Origin of the sequence: Acinetobacter sp. ANC 5054 (assembly GCF_002135295.1) — a bacterium.
GTDB lineage: Bacteria > Pseudomonadota > Gammaproteobacteria > Pseudomonadales > Moraxellaceae > Acinetobacter.
In genome coordinates this window covers 56,980-80,022 of sequence record NZ_NEGG01000005.1, presented here as the reverse complement: position 1 = coordinate 80,022, position 23,043 = coordinate 56,980, and the positions used below count along the sequence as shown (strand labels likewise).

The window sequence follows — 23,043 nt, the reverse complement described above, 5'->3', positions numbered from 1 at the left end:
ATAAAAAAATGTATACTTGATCATACTTTATATGTTTAATGATAATTATGAATAATGATTTATCTTTTTTTCGTACAGTGATGTTTGAGGTGCTTATGTCTTATATCGGCTTGACTCTGCTGTTATGTAATATTGTTTACTATATTTACAACTATCTTAACTAAATTAGCCTAGTCCTCTTTTTACATCTATACCAAAATTATTATTAATAAGAAAAAACAAATTACCTGATGGAATGCAGGGAACTCTGCGCATGCAGAGGTAACATTTTGAACATCAATCCTTTATAGTATGCATGCTGAAAAAATGCAGGAAAATCCTCAGCTATGAATAATCAAACGTCTTCTCAGACTCAGGCACTGATTGAAGTGAAAGACCTGAGTTTTAAACGAGGGGAACGCGTCATTTATGACAATGTCAGTTTAAAAATTCGTCGTGGTCAAATTACTGCAATTATGGGGCCTTCGGGCACCGGTAAAACGACTTTACTACGCTTAATCGGTGGGCAATTAATCCCCGATTCGGGTCAAGTCATGCTTGATGGTCAAGATATTGCAAGAATGTCACGACATGAATTGTTTGCAGCACGTGCACGTATGGGCATGTTATTTCAAAGCGGCGCTTTATTTACCGATATGTCGGTCTATGAAAATGTCGCTTTTCCAATTCGTGCACATACCAAACTCCCTGAACATTTAATTGCAGAAATTGTGGCATTAAAACAGGAGTCAGTGGGTTTACGTGGTGCAGAACAAATGATGCCTTCGGAACTGTCTGGTGGTATGAATCGTCGTGTGGCATTGGCGCGCGCGATAGCGCTCGATCCAGAACTGATCATGTACGATGAGCCATTTGCAGGGCAAGACCCGATTGTGATGGGTGTATTGACGCGTTTAATTCGTTCTTTGCGTGAAGCCCTCGATCTCACCACGATTATTGTCTCGCATGATGTCGCAGAAACATTATCGATTGCCGATTACATTTATGTTGTGGCGGAAGGCAAAGTGCAGGGTGAAGGGACGCCTGAACAGTTGAAAGCAAATGCTTCACCATTTGTGAAGCAGTTCTTGACTGGTTCTGTTGAAGGTCCGGTTGATTATCAATTCAGCCATCAGCCCTATTTAAATCAAGAGGTTCGTTCATGAATGCTATTGCCGCTTTAGGTAGACGTGTTATTGAGCGTGTTGAAGGCATTGGTGTGGCAACCATTATGTTGCTGCAAATCTTATTTTCCATGCCGACTGTCATGGGTGTGAAACTGTTTATTTATCAAATGTATCGTGTAGGTGTGTTATCCCTACTGATCATTGTAGTTTCAGGCTTGTTTATTGGTTCAGTACTCGGTTTGCAGATGTATAGCATCTTGTCGACCTTCGGTAGTGAGGCCATGTTAGGGACAGCAGTTGCCTTAACCTTACTGCGTGAATTGGCTCCAGTTGTCGCTGCACTTCTTTTTGCAGGGCGTGCGGGTTCTGCCTTAACCGCTGAAATTGGTTTGATGAAAGCCACAGAACAATTGTCCAGTATGGAAATGATTGGTGTTGATCCACTCAAACGTGTTATTTCACCGCGACTGTGGGCCGGTGTTTTTAGCTTACCGATGTTGTCTGTAATTTTTGCTGCTGTTGGCATTATGGGCGGTAAATTGGTGGGTGTGGATTTTCTGGGTGCCGATGAAGGTTCGTACTGGAGTGGCATTGAGAATAGTGTGCAATTCTTTAAAGATGTGTTTAACGGCACGATCATTAAAAGTTTTGTATTTGCATTAATTTGTACCTGGATTGCGGTGTATCAGGGTTATGCCTGTGTACCAACTTCAGAAGGTATTGCAACGTCGACAACCCGTACTGTGGTGTACTCGTCGTTGTGTGTTTTAGGTTCAGATTTCGTGTTGACTGCGGTCATGTTCGGAGGTATTTAATGAAATCACGTACGAGTGAACTGGCCGTCGGTATTTTTGTCATTTTATTTGCGATAGCTATTTTTTTCTTGGCAATGCGAGTAAGTGGCTTGGTGGGTAATAATTTAAAAGATAGTTATGAACTTACAGCGACTTTTGAAAATGTAAACGGGATTAAACCGCGTGCAAAAGTGACTTTAAGTGGTGTGAAAGTCGGACAAGTTGAATCTTTGAAACTTGATCCTGTAACGCGCTTAGTGACAGCGCATTTAAAAATGGATGGGTCTTTGACCTCTTATACTCCAGAACAATTAAAAGAAGTGCAAAAAAATGCATTAGAAGAACTGCGTTATAGCGCTGAATATGAAGCCGCTGATCCAAAGAAACAAAAAGAAATGGAACAGCAACTGATTGCTAACATGAAATCCATCACCAATATCGACGAAGATGCTTACATTATGGTAGCAACCAATGGTCTATTGGGTGAGAAATATTTGAAAATCGTGCCGGGTGGTGGTGTCAACTTCCTGAAACGTGGTGATCAAATTGGAAATACCCAAGGTACGATGGAAATTGAAGATTTAGTGTCGAAGTTTGTGACCGGTGGTGCTGGGAACAAATCAGACAATACAGCAGAGCCTGAACAAAAAACTGAAGCTGCTGAAACAACCGATGCAGAACCTGCATTTGTTGAATAATTTGAGGAGAAATTAAGTGAATACATTGTTAAAACATACGCTTACTGCAAGTATATTATCAACTATGATGGCAGGTACGGCATTTGCAGCACCAAGCGAAGCGCCTCCAGCATTTGTAAAAAAAGTAGCGGATGGTCTGATTTCTCGTTTAAAAGCTGATCATGCAAAACTACAAAATAACCCTGCTGCAGTAAAAGCGATTGTGCGTCAAAACCTTGACCCGTACATTGATTCACAATCATTTACCCGTATTGTGATGGGTACCTATGCAACAAACCAATATAGTTCTGCGGCGCAGCGCGCACAGTTCGAACGTAACTTCCGTGAAACGCTCATTGAAAACTATGGTTCGGCATTCTCTAAGTTTAGTAATCAAACTTACACAATGCGTCCATACAAAGCTTCAACCAGCAAAAACCCTGTTGTGACCATCGACTTCAATAACAATGGTGAAAAAATTCCTGTGTCTTTCCAGTTGGCAGACAAAGGTTCACAATGGAAAATCCGTAACATCAACGTTTCAGGTATCGACTTAGGTCTTCAATTCCGTAACCAGTTTGCGGCAACTGTAAAACGTAATGGCGGTAACATTGATAAAGCAATTGCAAACTTCAAGCCAGATGCTGAAGCTGCCATTGATAAGAAAAAATAAGATAGGTGATGCGTGATTAAACTTCATCAGCAAGAGTTAGTTGTTTCAGGCAAAATTGATTATGAAAATGCTGAGCAATATTATCAAGATGGTTTGAAACTGATCCAACAACAGCAAGCTTTTCCATTGGTGGTTAATCTTGCTGAACTTGAGCATGGCAGTACATTGGCACTGGCAGTATTGGTGCGTTGGTTACGTCAAACGCCAAAAACACAGGGCTTACAATTTAAGGCTGTCCCTGAGAAAATGATGAAGATTATTCAAGCTTGTCATTTAGAACATGACTTGCAGCTGATCTAAATAAAAAAAGCACCGTAAGGTGCTTTTTTTATTGCTCCAAAATTTCCCTCTCCTTTTAGGAGAGGGGTAGGGTGAGGTTGTATATAGCAAAGTTTTTACAGATATTTCAGTTTCAGCATACTGGCGAGAGTGAATTTATTACCCTAGTAAAGCTGATCAATTACCATAGAATCAACACGGTTCTGGAATTAGGCAAAAGATGGCATTCAAACCCAACTTAAATCCATTTTTTCCAACGGAAGTAAATCAGTGGCCCAATAAAGAAGGCGATCAGAATCAAACTCACAATCACAAAACTGGTGGTTCCATGCGCAAATGGCAGGACCTCAGTATTCATACCATAAACGCTGGCAACCAACATAGGTGGCGCAAGCATACTTGGTAAGATCGAGAATCGACGAATCGTGTCATTCTGTTCGGTGTTAATGAATCCTGATGTGGTATCCAAGAGGAATCGAACCTTTTGGAACAAGAAGGCATCATGTTCGACCAGTGAGCGAACGTCTTCACTGAGTTCTCGAATATCGGCATCATAAATATGACTGCCCAGAGCACGTGGACGTGACAAGAAGGTGAGAACACGACGTAAATCGATTAAACACAGTTGCGCTTTCCCGAGCATATCTTCTAAATGCGCGAGTCGGGTAATCATGTCATCCAAATCTAAAATCATTTCACGATGACGGTTGTTCAATACTTCTGTGGAATACTTTTCCAAGTCCTTGTGGATATCTTCTAAGATATCCGCAAGTTCATCGAGCTTCGCTTCTAACAAACCCAATAAAATCCAAGTCGGATCTTTATAGTCAATTTCATAGTCATTGCGACGCGCACGTGCACGAAAGGCACGGAACGCCACGAGTTTTTCACCACGTAAGGTAAATAAACGTTCTTTATGCAAAATAAAGGCAACAGTTTGAACGGTTGCTAAGGCACCAGAGTTTTCTTCATCTGGTTCGCCGTCGACTTGAAAGTTTTTATTTTTCGTTAAAAAATACGTACTGATATGTAAAATACCGTCATCATCACGGTAAAATCGCGCACTCGATGAAATGTCTTCCAGCGATTTTAATGTCGGTAAATTTTGATCATAGGCATCCATAATCCATTGCTGTTCTTCTTGAGATGGAGCAATGAGATCGAGCCAAACTAAATCCTGATGTAAATCAAAGTCACCATTGATGGTGACATCTTCCAGGCTACCGCGCTCTGTGGCATAAAAGGCTTCAAGCATGTTGTCTTTTCCCCTTGCGCAGTATGTAAAAAATGAATGGGTGTATTTTAGACAAGGATTGGCTGAAAAACACTGTTCAATTGCTTATTTTATGAAAAAATCTGTTTTAAAGTTGATTTTTCCAGCTTTGCATTCCCAATCTGATGGTGATTATAAATGAAATCGATCGCAATATTCTGTGGTTCAGCTTTAGGTAAAGATACCGTATACCTCCAAGTGGCTGAATGTGTTGGACGTTGTTTGGCACAACAAGGAATTACATTGGTGTATGGAGGTGGCCGTTCAGGACTAATGGGCGTTGTTGCGGACAGTGCCTTACAAGCAGGTGGGAAAGTCATTGGGGTGATTCCACGGGTATTGGTTGATAAAGAATTGGCGCATCCCAATTTAACCGCATTGCATGTGGTTGAAGATATGCAGCAGCGTAAAACCAAGATGTCAGAATTATCTGATGGTTTTATCGCAATTCCGGGTGGTGCTGGGACATTGGAAGAGATTTTTGAACAATGGACATGGGCGCAATTGGGGATTCACTTAAAACCGTGTGCATTTTTGAATGTAGATGGTTTTTATGACGATTTATTGAAATTCTTAAACACTACAGCGGAAAAAGGCTTTACCCATCCGAGATTTATGCAAGGTTTAGTGGCTGAAAATAATATTGAAGCGATTGTTGAAAAATTTAAGCACTTTGTCGCACCTGAACCGAAATGGGGGATGGTTGATAAAACTGAATTTATTGCGGCGCTGGAGCAATGAAAATGAACACAATTACCGTAGCCGCTGCCATTATCTTAAATCCACAACATGAGCTTTTGGTGGTGCGGAAAAAGCACACTGAATTTTTCATGCAAGTGGGTGGCAAGCTTGAGTCCAATGAGGCACCTGATGTGACCATTTTGCGGGAAATACAGGAAGAAATTGGCTGTGCAGCAGAAATAGAACAATTCGTAGGTCGTTTTGAAACCCTCGCAGCCAATGAACCTGATCATTTATTGGTGAGCTATGTTTATGTGATCAATTTACATGATCAGCCGAAAATTGATGCTGAAATTGCTGCAATGCAATGGGTAAGCTTAGATGATCAGCACACCCAACTGGCGCCATTAACACGTGAGGTCGTGATTCCTTGGGTGAAGCAAAATTTAATTGCTCACATGGCTTAATTGGCACAGTTCTCAGCACAATTGGATCATACATTTTAATGTTTAAGATTGTGCCGCGGCGATACATGCAGCATAAATTTGCTTGCAGCCAACTTTATATAAAGCCGAACTGAGTGCATGGATAGAACTTCCTGTCGTGACCACATCATCAATAATTAAGACTTTACGAAAACGTCTTTTTTCAGTTCGATCAACTTCAAATTGTTGATCAATATTTTCGAGTCGTTCTATACGAGATAAGCCTTTTTGTGAGTGTTGATGCTTTCGAATAATCGGCTGCCAAATAGGGATATTCAGCTGTTTGGAGACATGTTTTGCTATTACGACTGATTGGTTAAAACCACGTTTACGCAGGCGTTCAACTGAAATAGGCATCGGTACAATGGCTTGCACCCGAGGCAATTTTAACTGCATGAGCGTGCCTGCCAGTACTTGCTGATAATGTAACTGCTGTTCATATTTAAATTGTTGAATCATGCGATCGAGTGGATAGTGATATTCACAGGCACTCAAAATTTCTAACTCATGTCGATGTACGCTTTGCTGCGACCAAGGCAGGTTGTTCCAACAGTGCTCACATAGGTTCTGTTTTTGCTGTACGTCGATACCGCAGAGTAGGCAAGGTAAGATTTGTTTAAAGCCAGCTTTGATAAAGTCGCTGATGATTCTCGGCATCATTTTCTCTTTTATGGTTATTTTTATTGTTTTTGCTTTACACCCTCATTTAAACATCATGCAGATGAGGGCGTAATTTATGATTATTTCAATGTATCAATGTTAGACATAGGCATACCGTGGTGCTTCAGGTAGCCAACGTTTTAACAAAGCATCTGCTTGTTTCGGATAATCTTTGAGGACTTGCTGCGCTACATAATGCGCTTGGCTCAGCAAATGGTCATCACGTTTTAGCTTGGCTACACGAAAACCCATATCTCCCGTTTGTTTCGTACCGAGCAATTCACCCGGCCCTCGAATCTCTAAATCCTTCTCTGCAATGATAAAGCCATCATTGGTTTCACGCATAATACGTAAACGTTCCTGACCATTTTGCGATAACGGATTTTTATACAGCAGGGCACAGAAACTGGCTTTTGCACCTCGCCCCACACGTCCTCGTAGCTGATGCAATTGTGAAAGTCCTAAACGCTCGGCATTTTCAATGACCATAATGGATGCATTGGGTACATCGACACCAACTTCAATGACAGTGGTCGCAATCAGAAGTTGCAGTTCATTATTTTTAAATTGCTGCATCACCACCTGTTTTTCATCGGCTTTCATTTTGCCGTGAACCAGACCAATATTGAGTTCTGGGAAGCGTTCTTTAATTTCATTAAAGGTGGCTTCTGCTGCCTGAGCATCTAATGTTTCAGATTCTTCAACCAAGGTGCACACCCAATAAGCCTGTTTACCCTCAGCACAATTAGTCGCGATACGCTGCAAGACTTCTTCACGGCGATCGAGTGGAATGGTCACAGTTTGAATAGGGGTACGACCGGGTGGTAGTTCGTCAATTACTGAGGTATCAAGGTCACCATAAGCGGACATCGCCAAGGTCCGTGGAATTGGCGTTGCTGTCATGACCAATTGATGTGGTGTCATGCCATTTAGACCTTTATTGCGCAGGGCTAAACGTTGATCGACCCCGAAACGATGTTGTTCATCAATAATCACTAAACCCAGTTTGGCAAATTGGACATTTTCCTGAAACAGGGCATGCGTCCCCACCACTAGATTGGCACTCCCATCTTGAATGCTTTGTTCTGCTGCGGCGCGGACCTTGCCTTTTTGTTTGCCTGATAACCATGACACAGTGAGTCCCATGGGTTCAAACCATTTCTTGAAATTTAAATAATGCTGTTCTGCCAAAATTTCAGTCGGTGCCATCATGGCGACTTGCCAGCCTTCTTCAAGCGCATGACAGGCTGCAACACCTGCAACCAATGTTTTACCCGCACCTACATCACCTTGAACTAAACGCAGCATCGGTTTGTTTGCCTTTAGGTCGATGGCAATTTCTTTGGACACACGCTTTTGTGCACCTGTCATTTCAAAAGGCAAAGTGCTTAAAAGTTGTTTGGCAAACTTTTTACTTGGACTAAATGAGGGTGCTTCAATTTGCTGAATGTAGGCTCTGCGTGTCAATAAACTCACTTGATGTGCCACCAATTCTTCAAAGATAAGGCGCTGCTGTGCAGGGTGAGCACCTTGAGTCAGTTGCAGCATATTGGCATCCACGGGCGGATGGTGAATATAGTCCAGTGCTTGTTTGAGCGCATAGCCATTGGTAAATTTTTCAGGCAACAGTTCAGGTAAGTCATCACTATATTGAGCAAGGGCTTGTTTGACGTACTCACGGAGCTTCGGTTGGGTTAAACCTTCAGTTGCAGGATAAATCGCGGTGAGTTGCGTTTGTGGCAGCGGTGTATGTTCAGTAATCACTTGCAGTTCAGGGTGATACATTTCCAAACCGCGTGCACCTACACGGACTTCACCAAAGACTCGCAGGCGGGCACCCATTTTGGCGCGGTCAGTAATGCCTTTATAAATATGATAAAAACGTAAGGTGACTTTACCGCAGTCATCATCGAGCAGCGCTGCCATGGATTTACGCTTTCCGGGTGGGAAATCGACACCTTTAACAGTACCTTCAAGTAAATAGCTGCGCCCCACGATCAATTGGTTCATGGCAATGATCGTGCTACGATCTTCATAGTCGCGTGGCAGATGAAACAGCAGATCATCTGTCGTGAAAATATTCAGCTTTTCAAGTAAAGCCGCAGAGGCTGATCCGACCCCTTGCAACTGATGGACTGCAGCCATGTCCCCTCAACTTTGTCAGTGATTTGGTGCTAAATGCATATTTTATTTATTGGTTATGGTAAAACATCTCAGCGTGTTGCTAAACAATTATTTGAGCAGAATCACCAAATTACCACAGTGAGCCGTACGCCTAAAGCTGCTGATTTTGCGCAGCATTTAACCCAAGATGTTCAGCAATTGGATTTGTCCCAGATTAAAGCTGTTGACGTGGTTTATGTGCTGCTTGCGCCTTCTCGAAATGCGACTTTAAGTTCGATTGAGATGTATCAACACACCTATATCGACTCAGTACAACCCATTGTACGGGCGCTTAAGTCACATCCTTTAAAACGTATCATTGTCGTGTCATCGACACGAGTTTATGGGGAAAATGCAGGTGAATCTGTTGATGATGAAACCGTTCCCAAGCCAAGCGATGCGCAGGGTAGGTTATTGTTGGAAATGGAGCAACACTATCTTCAGGCTTTTCCTGAGCAATGCGTAATTGTACGACCAACAGGAATCTATGGCACATCGACTGCACGTATGCAAAAGATGGCCGAAACTACACAGCACTACCCAAATATTCATTGGTCAAATCGAATTCATATTGATGATCTTGCGAGTTTCTTAGTGCATTTGCTTCACGTGGAACATGTTGAAAAATCATATATTTGTACGAATAACCGACCACAACCCTTACATGAAAGAATTCTTGAGTTGCAAAAAGCCATGCATTTCCCTGAATTAGTTTTAGAGAGTAAAACAGAAACAGGGAAAAAGATTTATGCCAAGCGAATACTGGAGAGTGGGTTTGTGTTAAAGAGTGAAGATGAAATAAGAAATAATTAAAGATGCTGTATAAGAAGTATTTATATATTTAAAAAACTAAATTTTTAAATGCAAAATGGGGTAGGGCTTACCTTGACCATCTAATTCAGATCGCCCGATAATTTTAAATCCGAGTTTTTTATAAAACCCAACGGCTTGAAGGTTTTGCTCATTTACATCAACTTTTTCTATTTTTAAAGCTGTGATTGCAAAGTTGGTTAAAATGCGTCCTACGCCTTGCCCTCTAAAATCAGGATCAATAAATAGCATTTCGATATTGTCACTACTGGTACCGATAAAACCGATGATTTTTTCATCTTGAACATATTTATGCAGTAATACATGATGGAAATATTCATTCAAAATTAATGGTTTTAAGTGATTAATCTCCTCCTCTGGTAAAAAGTCATGGGTTGCTCTAACTGATCTTTCCCAAAGATCAATCAGATGCGGAAAATCGAGTTCAGTCGCTTTTTGTAACATACACTATCCTAAAAAGATTCTTTATTTCATTAATTCATAGCATAGGCATCTACAAAAATGTAAATGCCTATGCCTTTTAAGGCGGGAGAAGGAGCTTACTTCTTCTTACGCTTTAAACGTTTCTTCGCTTGTTCAGCAGCAACTTTATCTAAAGCTTCTTTAAGTTCTTCATCACTAAAGGTGGTAATGTGCTGAAGCATCTGTAAGGTAACATCATCCAAAACAAGGTTGGCGTACTGCGCCACGTTTTGGAAGTTCTCATCAAAGACAATCGCATTTTCTTCGTTGGTGCTGATATAGCCTTGCTGAGTCAATACCTTAATGAAGCTTTGGAATAAAGACTTATCAAAGAATTCAGGTGAATTGAACTCATAAAGTACAGACAAACGCTGACCCACAAGATGACTTAATTCTTCAACCTGACGTGTTGAAATATTGCCAGAACCACGTTGAGTGATTAAAGCCAGAGTCATGTAATAACGCTCTAGACTTTGCATAACAGGTGCGGCAAGTACTACCAACTGGTTGTGTTGCTCTGAGTTTGGCGCTGGAGAAATTAAATTACCCTCAGCATCTTGCGTGATTAATTTTGCTTTAATCAGCACGCCAGCATAGGCACAAATTTGATCTTTCAGCTCTTCATCTTCCCATTTAAGGAATAGCTCAGCTTTTAAGAATGGATACAGTGTGCGAATGACATTGATTAAATCGCCATGACGAATCGAACCATTGTGTTCAACCAATGCTGCGATTAAAGACGGTAAAATAAATGCATGCAAAATGTTATTGCGGAAGTAAGTCAGTAAAATCGCTTGATTATCTGCAATCGCAATAATGTCACCTAAAACGTGATTCACACGTTTAATCAGTTTCAGTTTTAAACCGTAGGCAATGATTTCTTTACCAGATAAAGGTGTCACTTGCATACGTTGGTCATATGGCAAAGCTGTTAACAAATCGCGATAGGTGTCGAGCTGCTTCACGCAGATTTCTTCATCTAAAGTATGTTTAGAGGTTGCAAGTAAAATCAGTGAAAGCAAGGAAACAGGGTTAACCACAGCCGCACGGTTGATATTTTCTAAAATCGCATGTGCAGAGCTGTTAATTGCATTAGATACTTCTTGCGGAATAGGATCGTCATTTTTCTCGATTTTGATGTTGTCTGCATTGTGCATTTTCAACATATCATCAAGGAAAACCGGCTCACCAAAGTTCAAATGCACTTTACCAAAAATACGCTCAATTTTACGCAAGGTTTTCACAATGCCTAAAATCGATTCGCCTTCTTTCGGCTTACCATTCATTTCACCTACGTAGGTTGCACCTTCCATCAAGCGTTCATAACCAATATAAGTCGGCAAGAACACAATCGGTTTAGCAGGGTTACGCAAATGACTATGTACAGTCATTGCCAACATCCCAGTTTTTGGTGGTAACAAACGACCTGTACGTGAACGACCGCCTTCAATGAAGTATTCTAAAGGCGTGTTACGAGACAAAATGCTGTAAAGATATTCTTTAAATACAGTAGTGTATAAGCCATTTCCACGGAAGGTACGGCGAATAAAGAATGCGCCACCACCACGTAAAATTTGCCCTACAAATGGCATGTTCAAGTTGTCACCTGCCGCAATGTACGGCACCATCAAACCACGTTTATAAATCACATAAGACAGCAATAAATAGTCGATATGACTACGGTGACATGGCGTATAGACGATTTCATAGTCTTTTGCGAGTTCACGCACAGTACTGAAGTTATGGACTTCAACACCGTCATATAACTGTGTCCAAAGACGTGTTAGCGCAAGGTCGGCAAAACGGACAGTCGAAGCTGAATAGTCAGAAACGATTTCATTTAAATAACCAATTGCACGACGCTCGGCTTCAACCATGCTGATTTTACTGCGAATACTTTCACGGCGAATGGCATCTTGCACGTCTGAAGATTTGATCAGACCATGCATGATATTGCGACGATCCGATAAATCGGGGCCCAATACCACTTCACGTTGACCATCTAAATAGTTATTCAGCGAATTTACAATATAGGTGGCAGGAGAGAGGTTTGGATGTGTGGTTTTTGCGTATTCAATCAAGCTACGTAAGGATTGCACCTCATGGAACTCTAAATACGATTGACGACCATGAAGACCAATATTCACCAACTGTTTAACTTTACTTGGGGTTGACCAAGTATCAGTAAATAGCAGTTTGAACCATGAATCTTCTTTATCAGGTTCACGTCCCCAAAGTACAGTTACAGGAACCAATTCCACGTCTAGCTCTGGATTTTTTTCTAAGAGTTCAATTAGACGAAGTAAACGCGGTGGGAATGCGTGTGGTGGCGGATTGAGTAGGTTATCTTCATCATGATGCTGTAAAAACAGCACAGATGCTTTTTCAGTTTGTACACCCAATTGCATTGGATCGAGCGCAGGATGCAATTTTAAGCGTCGAGTTTCGCCATCGACAATTAAAGCATTACTGCGTGAATGATTTTGTAAAACGTAACAGGTAATTTTCGTTGTCTGTACGCCGGTATCAGTATCGGTTTGTGCTACGACAGGCTCAACCGGAACTTCACCTAAAACGTGCGGTGTAACTACGAGGTCAAGCAGTTTACTCGAAAGCTTACGATACATTTGACCAAAGCCGCTCTTGGACATACAAACTCCTACTTTTCATGACCAAAACCACAGAGATTCTGAGGGGGATCTATTCTGCGTAATTGTAAATAAAAACAGTATGTCATTTTCTGACAAATTGCATAGATATTGTAAGATTTTATCGTTAAAAAACGTATTTTTAGCAGATATATTGCATCAATACTGTGACAGATGAGTCAGTCAATCTTTAGGGTTTTAGTCAGAATTTATGGCAAAATAGATTCAATTTATTATACATCTGTTGATATTGCCTCGCTTAGGTAATCGCAAATTAGAGATAGGTTCATTATGAATGCCTTAACACAAGAGTTGGTTGATCTGCTCAGCCTTGAGAAATTGGAAGAAAATATATTCCGTGGGCAAAGCCGTAATTTAGTCGGCAAACGTGTTTTTGGTGGGCAGGTGCTCGGGCAGGCGCTACGTGCTGCATCGTATACAACGGATCGTCCTGCGCATTCATTACATGCCTATTTCTTATTTGGCGGTGATATTAATGCCCCGATTATTTACGAAGTTGATCGTATTCGTGATGGTCGTAGTTTTGTAAGTCGACAGGTACGTGCGATTCAACACGGTCAAACCATTTTTATGTGCATGGTGTCATTTGCGGAGCAGGAAGAAGGGCTAAATTATCAGGTTGCTGAGCCTGAGTACCCAGCAGTTGAAAGTGTAAAATCGGAAGCTGAACTTAAAAATATGCTGGTCGAGTTTATCCCTGAAAACGTCCGTGCTTCGTTTATGCGAGATCGTCATGTAGAAATTCGCCCAATTGATCCGCAAAATCCGTTCCAACCGCAACCTGCTGCGCCATCATATGCGCATTACATTCGTACCCATGATGCAATTGCAGCAGACGTTGACGAAATCTCGTTACATCAGGCGATTGCAGCTTTCTACTCAGATTTCACTTTAATGACCACTGCGCTACGTCCACATGGTTTAAGTTATTTATCTCCAAGCTTACAGTGCGCCAGCATTGACCATGCCATGTATTTCCATAAACCTTTCCGTGTAGATGAATGGATGTTGTATGACATGGATGCGACTGTGAGTTCAAATTCACGTGGTTTGAACTTTGGACGCATGTGGCAAAATGGTGAATTGGTCTGTAGCACGACCCAAGAAGGCTTAATTCGTTTACGTGAAATCGAATCGCAATAAACGCTATGCTTTCAATAAAAAACCGAATCATCTGATTCGGTTTTTTATTTTAGATTAGGCAGTTAATGGCAATGCGGAAGGTTGTTGGGCGCATGTTGATGACAGCCTTGTTTGCCTGATGTGCCCGATGAATGTGCGAAAACCTGCCCGATGCAGCAAAGTAGTGCGCTTGCCAATAGAATTCTTTTCATAAAGGTGCTCTTTTATAGCCTGTATTAAATTTCTTGCACGAAAAGATGCACAGAGTGTGCCAGCTTATTTAAATTTATAGGTGATTTGATTGTACCGTCTTTAGCAACTTGTCTGCAAAGGTTGTGACAAAAAAATCCTCGATTATCAGTATCTCGCATGGCATAGTGCCTGCATAAAGGATGATAAAAGCAAAGCACAATGAGCTTAAATACGCAGATATTAGTTGCCGCAATATTAGGTGTGGCTTTTGGGTTTCTATTATTACAGTTCCCTGAAACGCAGTTTTTAGCGGGTAGTCTGTACGGGTTGGGTATTGCCAGTAGTATTTTTATTGGCTTACTCAAAATGTTGCTTATTCCATTAATTTTTAGCTCCATCGTGGTTGGGGTTTCTAGCTTACAAGCGGGTGGGCAACTGAGTCGGACGTGGAAAATCACCTTGGCTTGCTGTGTTACGACCACCACTTTGGCCCTGATATTGGGTCTGGTTTGTGCCCATGTGTTTAAAGTGGGGCAAGGCGTAGATATTGTGATGTTCCAAGATGCCATGAATCAGCATCAAACGCCTGACACCCTAACGCCTGGTTCGTTCTTTACCAACTTTATTCAAAATATCCTCATTAATCCTTTCAAAGCCTTTAGCGAAGGCAATGTTTTGGCCGTTGTAGTGTTCTCGCTGTTTTTAGGGGTGGCGCTGGTTAAAGGTGGTGAGAAATTTAAAAGTGTACGTAAGCTCAGTCAGCAGTTCTTTGACATCATGATGATGATGATCGGCTGGGTGATGAAGCTAGCGCCTTTAGGGATTTTCGCCTTACTGGCAAAGCTGATTGCTACTGAAGATATTAGCGTGCTCAGTCGTTTAGCAGAGTTTGCTGCGGTGGTAACAGGAACCACAATTTTTCATGGTGTCGTGGTTTTGCCTTTACTGCTTTGGGTGTTTGGGAAAATGAACCCGATTACCTTCTTTAAAGGTACGCGCGCGGCACTCATTACAGCCTTTGCCACCAGTTCCAGTTCAGCAACCATGCCACTTTCAATGAAATGCGCGCAGGAAAATTTAGGCGTGCGTCCGCAAACGGCAGGTTTTGTGATTCCTTTGGGTACACAGTTGAATATGGATGGCACAGCCTTGTATGAAGCTGCGGCAGCTTTATTTATTGCCAACTTGATGGGCTTGGACTTAACCATTGGTCAGCAACTGATTGTATGTGCCACCGCAATGATTGCATCCCTCGGTGCACCGGGTATTCCAAGTGCCGGCATGGTCACGATGATCATGGTATTACAATCGGTTGGGCTGCCTGCGGAAGCGATCGCCATCCTGCTGCCGATCGATCGTTTACTTGATACTGTACGCACAGTGGTCAACGTCCAAGGTGATATGATGATTAGTGTGGTGGTGGACCATCACACCAAAGATTTGGATGAAGCAGCTTTGGTGAAACCGAATTAAACGCTAAATCAAATTAAAACAGCTTAGATTAAATCGAGATGCGGATTGTAGACAATCTCCCAAAGATGTCCGTCTAGGTCTTGAAAATAGCCTGCGTAGCCGCCGTAAAAGGTGGGTTGTGCAGGCTTAATTTCTTTGGCTCCTGCGAGTTGGGCTTGCTGCATGATTTCATCGACCACATCAGGACTATTCACGTTATGGCCTAAAGTCATTTGTATTGGACAAAAGGCAGAAGGGCTTAAACCTGTGTCATGACTGAGACTGTCTTGTGGCCAGAGTGCCAGTTTTAATCCATGCTGTAATTCAAAAAATGCCACGGCACCATATTCAAATTCTGTACCCATGATGCCCTTACTGGGGAATCCGAGTCCTTCATGATAAAACGCAAAGGATGCGGCTAAATCTTTGACAGCAAGGGTAATAACGCTGAGGTGAGCATGCATGTTGTGCTCCTTAACTTTTTTATGATCCTGTATATATTGAAGATAAACCCGAATGGTTAAAGTGTCTGTTGCTGAGCAGTAGATTATTAAAAAAAAGCAGGGCGAACCCTGCGTTTATTGAAGCGATTGATGATTTAAACCATTACTTATACGGGGAATGATTTAAGCCACTTTAAGTAATGCGCGTTTTGCTGCAGGAGATTGATCCAGATAGGCAATGGCATCTTCAGTTTTTGCTTCATGTACAGGGTCATACCACGGCATTAAGTAGCCTAGCTGTTGAGATACGAGCCAAAGCGGATGCGGTAATAATCGATTATCCTTTTGAGCAATGCGTGCCCATTCACGCCAAATCCATGGTTTGTAAACCGCAGGTTTAATCGAAGCATAGCGTAAATCTTGTTTCATAATATGTGCTGCACCATCGACCCATAAACCCAGCACCGCAGCAATGACGATCACACTTTGATAATAGCGTGCAATATAACTTCCACCTAAATGACGATAAAGGTCGAATGCGACAGTGCGATGTTCAATTTCTTCTGCACCGTGCCATTTCACCAAATCCAACATATTGGCGTCAGCACCTAGGTTTTCCCATTCGGTGTTGTAAAGAGCATATTTGCCGAGTACACAAGTCATGTGTTCAACGGTTGCGACTATACCTAGTCGAAACACATCCCATTGATGGTCTAAAATTTTCGGGACAGTCAGACCAAGCGGCTGATCGGCCAATAGCTTGCTAAACAGCAAATCCATCACGTCTAAGTTACGCTGAATGCCAATTTTACGTTGAGTTAAATATTCTTTATTGGCAGAGTTATGGGCTTGTGCATGCATGGCTTCTTGACGAATGAAGGCTTGTACATCTGCTTTAAGTTTTTCATCCGTGATTTGCGGTAATACCTTGTTGTAGAGACGGCAAAACCAAAATTCTCCAGCGGGCAAAATCATATTAATTTCATTAATGAAATAGCTGACAAAAGGTTGGTTCGGCACCCAGTCAACTTGGGTGTCTTGCCACTCAAATTTTACTTTACGCGGTTTGATTCTATATTCGATTGAAGAGCCAATTTTAGAATTTCTAAGGCGGGAGAGTAGCTTCATGATCTGTCCTTGTTTTTATGTGATGTTGTGCACATTGAGCAAGATCAGTATCCAAAAAAAATCCTGTATTGTGATTAGCAATACAGGACATTTCATTATCATCATCTGCTGATTTTTGTCAGACAATCATCAGATGAACATTGAGATATTTAAATTATTGGTCTTCAGGTTTAGCCACAGTCGAATTCGTTTCAGTATCTAATTCAGATTCTTCAATATTATCGTCTTGATCATCATTTAAGTCGATTTCAATATCATCTTCAGATGCTTCAGGGATGCTGTCGAGATCAAAATTTTGTGATTGCTCAAGTGTGAAGTTCAAGCGTCCAGCCATTACGCTGGCAAGTTCTTCTAAGCCTTGTTTGTTGAGTGATGAAAACAGTTGAATCGAGAAATTCAACTTCATCTTTTTCAATGCAGCTTTTACTTCTTGCAATGCTTTTGATGCAGGACCACGGTTGAGTTTGTCGGACTTGGTTAATAGCACATGTACGAACAATTTACGTGAATACGCCCATTCCAACATCATCACGTCAAAGTGTTGAAGTGGATGACGAATATCCATTAACAAGACTAAGCCCTGTAAGCTTTCACGGTGAATCAGGTAATTTTCGAGTTCTTTTTGCCAAACGATTTTCATTGCTTCAGGTACGGCAGCATAGCCATAACCCGGTAAATCGACCAAGCGTTGGTCTGGATTACCTAAGCTAAAGAAGTTGATCATTTGCGTACGACCGGGTTTTTTTGATGCACGTGCCAATTGCTTTTGATTGGTTAATGCATTAATCGCACTCGATTTTCCGGCGTTTGAACGACCCGCAAATGCGACTTCATAACCCGTGTCTTCAACACACAGGTTAAGTTTTGGTGCACTCATCAAAAATTCAGCTTTGTGTAGCCAGTTGAGTGAGCGAACAGCGTATTCAGTAACGGCAGAATCTACTTTTTTCTCATAAGTAATCTTTTGCTTTGGCGCGGTTGCCGTTTTACTGTTTCGTGACTTTCCTCGGTGCTGATGCATAACCCAACTTCAATAACTGATTTACAAGCACGTATTATAAAGGAAGTCGGGCAGGCAAGCGAACTTTGATCTGTAAGAAGAGGCGTTCGTTTAGAAAATTGGTTAAATCAAATTACAGATTGATCATCTGAATCGGAGATTGGGTGGTGTATTTTGAGGAGGGTGGGGTGGCAAGGACAGCACCTAAGTTATATTGGTCTAGGCTTTGGTAAAACTGTTCCATGGCTTGATCTAAAATACCTTTCAATCCACAGTTGCTGCGTAACACACACGGAGGCGTATTACATTCCACAATCGGGTTTTCACGTTGTAAAATTCGGACTATTTCACCCAGTCGCAGTGTGAGTGCCTGAGGATTGAGGCGAATGCCACCGCCTTTACCGCGGGTAGTAATCAACCAGTTTTGCTTAGCCATAAAATGCACAATTTTGACCAAGTGATTCTGTGACACATGCAGATCTGCCGCAATTTCCGAAACGGTATAAGGCATCTCTTTTGGCTGAGCGATATACATCAGAACACGTAAGGCGTAATCGGTAAATTTATTCAGCTGCATGATTAATACTGTGAGTCTAGTAGAAATAAATAAGGGCTAGTCTAGCATAACTAAACTAACCCTTTGTCTTTCAGGCTAATCGCTTAGTTAGTGTTTTACACCACCTGTGCCGAAAGCTTCGCTGTGTATATTGTCAGCAGGAACGCCTCGAGCAATTAAACTTTTCTGCTGTTCAGCCATAAATGCCATTGGACCGCAGAGGTAGTAATCGGCATTGATCGGTAATAGTGCAGTATCCATACTGCCTAAGTCTAGACGACCAGCAGTATCATAATCTTCACCTAACTTGTCATTGGCATGAGGGAACTCATACGCTGTAAAGGTGCTAAGACGTGGATATTTTGCTTCCAAATCCTGAATGTGTTTATGCATCGCATGCACTTGTTTGCTACGGCACGCATGGATAAAGGTTACAGGTTGTGGCATGTCTAAAGTTACCAGCTGATTCAGCATCGCAATCATTGGTGTGAGGCCTACACCACCACTGATGAAGACATTGCGCTTTTGTGAGTCGATCAGGAAGAAGTTCCCTGTTGGTGCAGACACTTCAATTTCTGAACCGATATCCAAGCCATGTAGCGTATTCGATACCCAACCCGGAACCAAGTCTGCTTTTTGATCTTCACGTTTTACGGAGATACGTAAGTAGTTGGCTTGAGGGCTAGTAGACAGCGTATATTGACGTGGCTGTTTTAGACCCAATTCTTCGACAAATACACGGACTGAGATGTACTGACCCGCTTCATATTTTGGTAAATCACCACCATCAGAAGGTTCAAGGTAGAATGATGTGATTTCATCACTCTCAACCACTTTTTTCGCAATTTTGAAATTGCGCCAACCTAACCAGCTACCTTTAGTTTGCTGATGTTGTTCATAAATCGCTTTTTCAGTGCTGATAAATAAATCTGCCAATTGGCCATATGCTGCTGCCCAAGCTCCAATCAGTGGATCTTCCATTGGAATACTTAATACTTCACTAATCGAGTGCAGCAGGTTTTCACCGACAATATTGTAGTCAGGTGCTTGAATGTTGAGGCTCACATGTTTGTGCGCAATTAATTCTACAACTGGTAAAAGTACAGACGGATCTTCAATGTTTTCAGCATAGGCCAATACAGCACCGGCCAAGGCTTGCGCCTGAGCGCCACTGCGCTGATGTCCCATGTTAAAGGTTTCTTTAAGATCTGGGTTATTACCCAACATACGGTTATAGAAGTAACCAGTCAGCGCGACACCATTTTCACGTAGAACAGGAACAGTAGCTTTTACTAGGTCAATTTGCTGCGGAGTCATAGCTGATCTCTCATGGCTGTTATTTATAAGATGTATTTAAAATACATGTTTAAAACTTTATTCGCAATACATGTTTTAGCAAAAACCATAAAAAAAATATGGAATATAAAAATATCCCATAATTCTGTACTTCTTGATTGAGCTTTTAGATTGCTTTCTAAACTTTGGCTAATTATTTTTTGCCAAACAGCGAACCTAATATGCCACGCATAATTTTCTGTCCAGTACTGCCACCTAAGCTTCGCGCTGCACTTTTGGCGAAGGTGCCAACCGTGTCATTAATCAGTTTTTCGCGTTGCTTGGCTGAGCGTTCATCTTCTTTTTGCTGCTCACGAGCCAAGCGTTCTTGTTCACGTGCTTGCTGCTTTTCAAACATGGCCTGATCTTTGGCTTGCTGTTTGGCTAAAGCTTCTTGCTCTTTGGCTTGGACTTTATCAACTTCAGCCTGCTGTGCTTGTTGCTGACGTTCCTGCACTTTGTTTTGCAGTAATTCAAAAGCACTGTCACGATCAACTTCATTGTCATAGACACCATTGACAATACTTTGTGCCATCAGTGCTTTGCGTTCATCTAGACTGATTGGACTAAAGGAAGAGTAGGGTGGCATGACCCAAGCACGTTCAACTATTTGAGGTGTGCCTTGTTCATCAAGGCAGCTAATTAACGCTTCGCCCACGGCCAATTCAGTAATCGCTTGATCGACTTTAAAATCAGGATTGGCACGAAAGGTATCTGCCGCAGTTTTTACGGCTTTTTGGTCTTTCGGTGTAAAGGCGCGAAGCGCATGTTGTACGCGGTTACCGAGCTGGCCCAAAACGCTTTCTGGTAAGTCGAGCGGATTTTGTGTGATAAAATAAATGCCAACACCTTTAGATCGAATTAAGCGAACAACTTGTTCTATTTTTTCTTGTAGAGCAGGGCTGGCATTATCAAACAGTAAATGCGCCTCATCAAAGAAGAACACCATTTTCGGTTTATCCATATCGCCGACTTCAGGTAGACGTTCAAACAATTCTGACAACATCCATAATAAGAAGGTGGCATATAGTTTTGGCGTGTTCATCAACTTGTCAGCAGCCAGTAAATTGATATTGCCACGACCTTCGGCATCGGTTTGGATAAAATCCATAATATCGAGTGCGGGCTCACCAAAGAATTTATCGCCACCTTGGTCTGCGAGTGCCAGTAAGTTGCGTTGAATTGCACCTAAACTTGCAGGAGAAAGATTGCCATATTCATTTTTAAACTCAGCAGCATGTTCACTGACATAACTAATCATGGCTTTGAGATCTTTAAAATCGAGCAATAATAAGCCTTGATCGTCGGCAATTCGGAACACTGCAGATAACACACCTTCTTGTGTGTCATTCAGGTTTAAAATACGGGCCAATAAGAGAGGGCCAATTTCAGAAACAGTGGTGCGGATCGGATGACCTTGCTCACCAAATAAATCCCAAAACACCACAGGTGATGCAGCAAAAGGGATGGAATCGATATTTAAACTTTGAAGCCGTGCATCAAATTTAGCGTTACTTTCACCAGCTTTGGCTAAACTTGATACATCACCTTTGGCATCGGCTAAAAATACAGGTACACCAATTCGAGAAAAACTTTCTGCCAAAACTTTCAAGGTGACGGTTTTACCCGTACCTGTAGCACCTGCAATTAAGCCATGGCGATTGGCAAATTGAGAATGTAATACCACGTCTTGTGTCGTGTCTTTGGTCTTTTTCGCAATAACAATTGGTGTACCCATAGATTGTCCTGTATTTATTTGAGTGAACGTTTATTTAAGTGTTGTAATGCGTTTTCTATATCTTGTATTAAGTCGGCAGGGTGCTCAAGCCCAATGCAGAAGCGAACTAAAAGTCCTGCTTTGATGTGTGAATGTTCAAGCACGCGCATATCTTTTAAGTTATATAACATGACTAAGCTAACAGGGCCACCCCAACTAAAACCCAATTTAAATAGTTTTAATGCATCACAAAAGCTTCGAATATCTTGCACATCGTATTTGGGATCAAATACCACACTGACTAGACCAGCACTGTGTTGTTCTGTGCAAATATCCTTCCAATAAGTATGTCCAGCAGAAGACTCATCGGCAGGATGGAGCACTTGAACAAAGGCGGTTTGTTGTTTGAGCCACTGCAACAGCTGAAGCGCACTTTGCGATTGATGTTCATAACGAAGTCGCATCGATGCAAGACTACGTTGAACCTGTGCAGCATCGTCACCTGAAATACTAATGCCTTGAATTGCATGAGTACGGAACAGTTTGTGATGCAGCTTTTTATCGCGCGTCACCACTGAGCCCATTAAAATATCGCCACCGCCACTCGGGTATTTGGTGAGGGCATGCACGCTAATGTCCACACTTAAATGCTCTATACCAAAATCAAAAGCATTAAACGCAAGACCTGCGCCCCAAGTATTGTCTAGTGCTGTGAGCATATTGTGGGCTTGGGCTTTTTGAACTAAGCCGATTAAATCTGGAAATTCCAAAGTGACAGAACCCGCAGCTTCTAACCAAATCAGTTTGGCATTTATTGAGGGGGTAAAAGTATCCACATCAATGGGGTTGTATACTTGAACCACGATACCGTAACGCTTTTCAAGGTTACGTAGATGTTCCATGTTAGGACCATAAATGTTATCTGCGACCCAAACTTCATCGCCATGGCTTAGGAAGCAAGAATTAACCAAGTTAATCGCAGATAAACCACTTGGCGCGAGCAGATGATGTAAACCACCTTCAATCTGTGCAATTTGATCGCCTAAAGTAAAGGTTGTGGGTGTGCCATGTGTACCATAACTATAGTCATAATCGTCCGTCCAATGACGATCGAATAATGCATTGGTATTTTCAAAAATAATGGTCGATGCACGAAACAGGGGAGGTTGAACCGTAGAAATATATTGTGGGGCCTTTCTTGGTGCATGAATTAATTCAGTCTGAGGATTTTTTTTCACGGCATGACTCTAATAGTGTGTGTTAAATCAGGTTTTAGAAGAGAATACGTGTAAATGAGATGGATTTCAGAAGATTTTGTATAGAAAAATGATACCTATATAAAGTT

At 41.8% G+C, this 23,043-nt stretch carries 23 protein-coding genes; 10 read left to right on the top strand and 13 right to left on the bottom strand.

Annotated features, from left to right (window positions below; translation table 11 throughout):
• Positions 1-326: 326 nt before the first annotated feature.
• The 5 genes from B9T33_RS06720 to B9T33_RS06700 are packed head-to-tail and all read left to right on the top strand — an operon-like array spanning position 327 to position 3,550.
• Positions 327-1,145: an ABC transporter ATP-binding protein gene (locus B9T33_RS06720; protein WP_086178171.1), complete on the top strand. Its 819-nt coding sequence runs from the start codon at positions 327-329 to the stop codon at positions 1,143-1,145.
• Positions 1,142-1,921 carry a lipid asymmetry maintenance ABC transporter permease subunit MlaE gene (mlaE, locus tag B9T33_RS06715; RefSeq protein WP_086178170.1) on the top strand — a complete coding sequence of 260 codons (780 nt, stop codon included), beginning with the start codon at positions 1,142-1,144 and terminating at the stop codon, positions 1,919-1,921. The genes B9T33_RS06720 and mlaE overlap by 4 nt, the downstream gene beginning before the upstream one ends.
• Positions 1,921-2,598 (top strand): outer membrane lipid asymmetry maintenance protein MlaD, encoded by a 678-nt coding sequence (locus B9T33_RS06710; protein ID WP_086178169.1) that lies wholly within the window; start codon positions 1,921-1,923, stop codon positions 2,596-2,598. The genes mlaE and B9T33_RS06710 overlap by 1 nt, the downstream gene beginning before the upstream one ends.
• Before the next feature lie 16 nt (positions 2,599-2,614).
• Positions 2,615-3,250: an MlaC/ttg2D family ABC transporter substrate-binding protein gene (locus B9T33_RS06705; protein ID WP_086178168.1), complete on the top strand. Its 636-nt coding sequence runs from the start codon at positions 2,615-2,617 to the stop codon at positions 3,248-3,250.
• Positions 3,251-3,262: 12 nt separating this feature from the next.
• The gene (locus B9T33_RS06700) at positions 3,263-3,550 is read left to right on the top strand and encodes an STAS domain-containing protein (protein ID WP_086178167.1); all 288 of its coding nucleotides are present in this window, start codon (positions 3,263-3,265) and stop codon (positions 3,548-3,550) included.
• 217 nt (positions 3,551-3,767) lie between these two features.
• Here B9T33_RS06700 and B9T33_RS06695 read toward each other — a convergent pair whose 3' ends face one another.
• The gene (locus B9T33_RS06695; RefSeq protein ID WP_086178166.1) at positions 3,768-4,784 is read right to left on the bottom strand and encodes a CorA family divalent cation transporter; all 1,017 of its coding nucleotides are present in this window, start codon (positions 4,782-4,784) and stop codon (positions 3,768-3,770) included.
• 156 nt (positions 4,785-4,940) lie between these two features.
• Here B9T33_RS06695 and B9T33_RS06690 point away from each other — a divergent pair, with 156 nt between their 5' ends.
• A complete protein-coding gene (locus B9T33_RS06690; RefSeq protein WP_086178165.1) occupies positions 4,941-5,543 on the top strand; it encodes a TIGR00730 family Rossman fold protein in 603 nt (200 codons plus the stop codon).
• 2 nt (positions 5,544-5,545) lie between these two features.
• Positions 5,546-5,950, top strand: a complete 405-nt coding sequence (locus B9T33_RS06685; protein ID WP_086178164.1) for an NUDIX hydrolase — start codon at positions 5,546-5,548, stop codon at positions 5,948-5,950.
• A 42-nt stretch (positions 5,951-5,992) separates the two neighbouring features.
• Here B9T33_RS06685 and B9T33_RS06680 read toward each other — a convergent pair whose 3' ends face one another.
• Both B9T33_RS06680 and recG read right to left on the bottom strand, forming a co-directional pair.
• Entirely contained in the window at positions 5,993-6,625 is a 633-nt protein-coding gene (locus B9T33_RS06680) for a ComF family protein (protein ID WP_086178163.1), read from the bottom strand.
• Positions 6,626-6,727: 102 nt separating this feature from the next.
• Positions 6,728-8,773: an ATP-dependent DNA helicase RecG gene (gene recG / locus B9T33_RS06675; protein ID WP_086178162.1), complete on the bottom strand. Its 2,046-nt coding sequence runs from the start codon at positions 8,771-8,773 to the stop codon at positions 6,728-6,730.
• A gap of 33 nt (positions 8,774-8,806) precedes the next feature.
• Between recG and B9T33_RS06670 the strand changes: the two genes are divergently transcribed.
• Positions 8,807-9,604, top strand: coding sequence for an NAD(P)H-binding protein (locus B9T33_RS06670; protein ID WP_086178161.1), 798 nt, complete (start codon positions 8,807-8,809; stop codon positions 9,602-9,604).
• 36 nt (positions 9,605-9,640) lie between these two features.
• Here B9T33_RS06670 and B9T33_RS06665 read toward each other — a convergent pair whose 3' ends face one another.
• Both B9T33_RS06665 and plsB read right to left on the bottom strand, forming a co-directional pair.
• Positions 9,641-10,066, bottom strand: a complete 426-nt coding sequence (locus tag B9T33_RS06665; protein ID WP_086178160.1) for an acetyltransferase — start codon at positions 10,064-10,066, stop codon at positions 9,641-9,643.
• 95 nt (positions 10,067-10,161) lie between these two features.
• Complete coding sequence (plsB, locus tag B9T33_RS06660) at positions 10,162-12,735, bottom strand: glycerol-3-phosphate 1-O-acyltransferase PlsB (RefSeq protein ID WP_086178159.1); 2,574 nt, start codon at positions 12,733-12,735, stop codon at positions 10,162-10,164.
• 288 nt (positions 12,736-13,023) lie between these two features.
• Here plsB and B9T33_RS06655 point away from each other — a divergent pair, with 288 nt between their 5' ends.
• Complete coding sequence (locus tag B9T33_RS06655) at positions 13,024-13,896, top strand: acyl-CoA thioesterase (RefSeq protein ID WP_086178158.1); 873 nt, start codon at positions 13,024-13,026, stop codon at positions 13,894-13,896.
• Between the two features lie 62 nt (positions 13,897-13,958).
• Here B9T33_RS06655 and B9T33_RS16645 read toward each other — a convergent pair whose 3' ends face one another.
• Positions 13,959-14,087 carry a YHYH domain-containing protein gene (locus B9T33_RS16645; RefSeq protein WP_213033191.1) on the bottom strand — a complete coding sequence of 43 codons (129 nt, stop codon included), beginning with the start codon at positions 14,085-14,087 and terminating at the stop codon, positions 13,959-13,961.
• A gap of 199 nt (positions 14,088-14,286) precedes the next feature.
• Here B9T33_RS16645 and B9T33_RS06650 point away from each other — a divergent pair, with 199 nt between their 5' ends.
• The gene (locus B9T33_RS06650) at positions 14,287-15,540 is read left to right on the top strand and encodes a dicarboxylate/amino acid:cation symporter (protein WP_086178157.1); all 1,254 of its coding nucleotides are present in this window, start codon (positions 14,287-14,289) and stop codon (positions 15,538-15,540) included.
• Positions 15,541-15,563: 23 nt separating this feature from the next.
• Here B9T33_RS06650 and B9T33_RS06645 read toward each other — a convergent pair whose 3' ends face one another.
• The 7 genes from B9T33_RS06645 to B9T33_RS06615 all read right to left on the bottom strand — a co-directional run bounded on the left by B9T33_RS06645 (position 15,564) and on the right by B9T33_RS06615 (position 22,936).
• Positions 15,564-15,983, bottom strand: a complete 420-nt coding sequence (locus B9T33_RS06645) for a VOC family protein (protein ID WP_086178156.1) — start codon at positions 15,981-15,983, stop codon at positions 15,564-15,566.
• Positions 15,984-16,145: 162 nt separating this feature from the next.
• Complete coding sequence (locus B9T33_RS06640; RefSeq protein WP_086178155.1) at positions 16,146-17,090, bottom strand: metal-dependent hydrolase; 945 nt, start codon at positions 17,088-17,090, stop codon at positions 16,146-16,148.
• Between the two features lie 154 nt (positions 17,091-17,244).
• Positions 17,245-18,111 carry a ribosome biogenesis GTP-binding protein YihA/YsxC gene (yihA, locus tag B9T33_RS06635; RefSeq protein WP_086178154.1) on the bottom strand — a complete coding sequence of 289 codons (867 nt, stop codon included), beginning with the start codon at positions 18,109-18,111 and terminating at the stop codon, positions 17,245-17,247.
• A 112-nt stretch (positions 18,112-18,223) separates the two neighbouring features.
• On the bottom strand, positions 18,224-18,667 hold the full coding sequence (locus B9T33_RS06630; protein ID WP_086178153.1) for an RrF2 family transcriptional regulator: 444 nt from the start codon (positions 18,665-18,667) through the stop codon (positions 18,224-18,226).
• Positions 18,668-18,754: 87 nt separating this feature from the next.
• Positions 18,755-19,963: an NO-inducible flavohemoprotein gene (hmpA, locus tag B9T33_RS06625; RefSeq protein ID WP_086178152.1), complete on the bottom strand. Its 1,209-nt coding sequence runs from the start codon at positions 19,961-19,963 to the stop codon at positions 18,755-18,757.
• 172 nt (positions 19,964-20,135) lie between these two features.
• The gene (locus B9T33_RS06620) at positions 20,136-21,719 is read right to left on the bottom strand and encodes a helicase HerA-like domain-containing protein (protein WP_086178151.1); all 1,584 of its coding nucleotides are present in this window, start codon (positions 21,717-21,719) and stop codon (positions 20,136-20,138) included.
• A 14-nt stretch (positions 21,720-21,733) separates the two neighbouring features.
• Positions 21,734-22,936, bottom strand: coding sequence for a PLP-dependent transferase (locus B9T33_RS06615; RefSeq protein ID WP_086178150.1), 1,203 nt, complete (start codon positions 22,934-22,936; stop codon positions 21,734-21,736).
• Positions 22,937-23,043 lie beyond the last annotated feature (107 nt).

Coding starts and splice junctions, on each gene's coding strand:
- B9T33_RS06670 (WP_086178161.1), top strand. CDS start 8,807: ATGCATATTTTATTTATTGGTTATGGTAAAACATCTCAGCGTGTTGCT.
- B9T33_RS06710 (WP_086178169.1), top strand. CDS start 1,921: ATGAAATCACGTACGAGTGAACTGGCCGTCGGTATTTTTGTCATTTTA.
- B9T33_RS06690 (WP_086178165.1), top strand. CDS start 4,941: ATGAAATCGATCGCAATATTCTGTGGTTCAGCTTTAGGTAAAGATACC.
- plsB (WP_086178159.1), bottom strand. CDS start 12,735: ATGTCCAAGAGCGGCTTTGGTCAAATGTATCGTAAGCTTTCGAGTAAA.
- mlaE (WP_086178170.1), top strand. CDS start 1,142: ATGAATGCTATTGCCGCTTTAGGTAGACGTGTTATTGAGCGTGTTGAA.
- B9T33_RS06630 (WP_086178153.1), bottom strand. CDS start 18,667: ATGCAGCTGAATAAATTTACCGATTACGCCTTACGTGTTCTGATGTAT.
- B9T33_RS06650 (WP_086178157.1), top strand. CDS start 14,287: ATGAGCTTAAATACGCAGATATTAGTTGCCGCAATATTAGGTGTGGCT.
- hmpA (WP_086178152.1), bottom strand. CDS start 19,963: ATGACTCCGCAGCAAATTGACCTAGTAAAAGCTACTGTTCCTGTTCTA.
- B9T33_RS06680 (WP_086178163.1), bottom strand. CDS start 6,625: ATGCCGAGAATCATCAGCGACTTTATCAAAGCTGGCTTTAAACAAATC.
- B9T33_RS06685 (WP_086178164.1), top strand. CDS start 5,546: ATGAACACAATTACCGTAGCCGCTGCCATTATCTTAAATCCACAACAT.
- B9T33_RS06645 (WP_086178156.1), bottom strand. CDS start 15,983: ATGCATGCTCACCTCAGCGTTATTACCCTTGCTGTCAAAGATTTAGCC.
- B9T33_RS06620 (WP_086178151.1), bottom strand. CDS start 21,719: ATGGGTACACCAATTGTTATTGCGAAAAAGACCAAAGACACGACACAA.
- B9T33_RS06695 (WP_086178166.1), bottom strand. CDS start 4,784: ATGCTTGAAGCCTTTTATGCCACAGAGCGCGGTAGCCTGGAAGATGTC.
- B9T33_RS06720 (WP_086178171.1), top strand. CDS start 327: ATGAATAATCAAACGTCTTCTCAGACTCAGGCACTGATTGAAGTGAAA.
- B9T33_RS06640 (WP_086178155.1), bottom strand. CDS start 17,090: ATGAAGCTACTCTCCCGCCTTAGAAATTCTAAAATTGGCTCTTCAATC.
- B9T33_RS06665 (WP_086178160.1), bottom strand. CDS start 10,066: ATGTTACAAAAAGCGACTGAACTCGATTTTCCGCATCTGATTGATCTT.
- recG (WP_086178162.1), bottom strand. CDS start 8,773: ATGGCTGCAGTCCATCAGTTGCAAGGGGTCGGATCAGCCTCTGCGGCT.
- B9T33_RS06655 (WP_086178158.1), top strand. CDS start 13,024: ATGAATGCCTTAACACAAGAGTTGGTTGATCTGCTCAGCCTTGAGAAA.
- yihA (WP_086178154.1), bottom strand. CDS start 18,111: ATGCATCAGCACCGAGGAAAGTCACGAAACAGTAAAACGGCAACCGCG.
- B9T33_RS16645 (WP_213033191.1), bottom strand. CDS start 14,087: ATGAAAAGAATTCTATTGGCAAGCGCACTACTTTGCTGCATCGGGCAG.